We start from the raw sequence: 1,890 nt of genomic DNA, 5'->3' as shown, positions 1-1,890 counted from the left end.
TTTTTGTCTTTCTGAATCGCAGGTTCTCAATCTGCACGCACACGGTTCCGTGGTCGTCGCAGACGCTGACGTTGGCTTTGAGGGTATTGTTGTCGCTGCGTTCGATGCGGACATGGCTCCATGCCCTGCCCGCGGGCTTTGCATACACGCGCAGCGTCTGGACGCTCATCGGCAGATACAGTTCGCCGGCCATCTCGTCGCCCGCGGCCAGCCCGGCCACCTGCAGACACGCATCCAGCCACCACGGAGCCAGCTGCCATCCCGCGCCCGCCCGCGCCCGCTCCGCGATCTCTCCCAGCGCCTCGCCCTCGCCCGTCCACACCCGCTCCACTCCGCGAAAGCGCTCTCCGAAGCGCAGCCCGCGCCCCTCCAGCGACGCATACAGATCTGCGCCCTCCACCTCCACACCCAACCGCGACCGCAACGCCGCCACATCGACAGCATCCGCAGCAGAAGAAGAAGCCCCGCGCAGCCAGCCCTCCGAACAACGCTCCCACCCGCCCTGCTCCTCCGCATAGACGCGCACCCGGCTGCGGCCATCGCCCTCTGCTTCTTCCACCACCACCTGCACACGGCGACGCCCCTCCACCGTCAGCGGAGACGCCAGCACCACATCCTCCACCACGCCACTCTCGCCCAACTCCGCCGCCGCCTCCAGCATCAGCTCCAGATGCCCCGTCGCCGGCAACACCGCGCGGCCCTCCACCGCATGTTCCCCCACCCAGCTCTCCGCTTCCAGCCGCGTCTCATACTGCGCGCGCACTCCCGCCGAACGCAGCCTCCGCCCAAGCAAAGAGCCCCCGCTCGCCTCGCCCCACTCCGCCTCCGCCGTCGCCTCCACCCAGTAACGCTCACGCTCAAACGCATACGTCGGAAGACCAACACGACGCAGCACACGGCCCGCAGCACGCTCCGCCCAGTCCACACCCGCGCCCTGAACAAATCCCTCCGCCACCTCCGCGCACGTCGCCGACGCGCTCAGCCTCCGGGCCGCACGGCTGCGTTCGGACGCGCTCACCCGCCCGCAATACACGCCCTCCAACTCTTCACCCGCAAGCCACCGCCGCAGCTTCGCCGCAGCCTCTCCGCGGTTCGACGCCAGCACCGACAGTCGCTCCCCAAACGACGCCCGCCCCACTCCCGCCGTGTAGCAGATGTCCTCCCAGCGCAGTTCCGTCCTCTCCAGAAACTCCGCATAACGCTCCGCCTGCCGACGAAGACTCCCCTCCGTCCGCGCGCTCAGCACCAGGACCTCTTCCCGCCCTCCCTCCTCCAATCGCTCCGGCTCCGCGCTCGACTCCAACACCACATGCGCGTTCGTCCCGCTGAAACCGAACGAACTCACTCCCGCGATCCTCCGCCCCCCGATCGCCTCCCAACGCCGCCCCTCCGTCACCACCTCCAGAGGAAGCTCCTCCCAGCGAACATGCTCGCTCGGGCCTGACCAGTTCAACTGCGCAGGGATCTCGCCATGCCGCATCCCCAGCACAACCTTGATCAGCCCCGCCACGCCCGCCGCTGACTCCAGGTGACCCACGTTCGTCTTCACCGAACCGATCAGAAGCTTCTGCTCCCGCCCCGCAAACACCGCGCCCAGCGCCTCCGCCTCGATCGGGTCGCCCAACTGCGTCCCCGTGCCATGCGCCTCCACATAACCCACCTGGCACGCCTCGATCCCTGCACGACGATGAGCCTCACGCAACAAAGCCTGCTGCGCCAATCCGTTCGGAACCGTCAAACCGCTCGACGCTCCATCCTGGTTCACCGCGCTCGACAACAACCACCCCAACACACGGTCCCCATCCCGCAAAGCCTCCACGCGGCGCTTCAACAACAAAACTCCACACCCCTCGCCTCGTACAAACCCATCCGCAGATGACGAAAAGGCAC

1 protein-coding gene is annotated in these 1,890 nt (G+C 67.6%); it reads right to left on the bottom strand.

Translation table 11 applies throughout. The annotated features are described in order from the left end of the window. A partial coding sequence (locus JSS95_07520) for a polyketide synthase dehydratase domain-containing protein (protein ID MBS1799662.1) occupies nt 1-1,890 on the bottom strand: 1,890 nt, incomplete at both ends.

Source organism: Acidobacteriota bacterium, assembly GCA_018268895.1.
Taxonomy (GTDB): Bacteria; Acidobacteriota; Terriglobia; order Terriglobales; family Acidobacteriaceae; genus Edaphobacter.
Note: the sequence above shows the minus strand (reverse complement) of the source record. Positions and strands in the feature narration are given on the sequence as shown.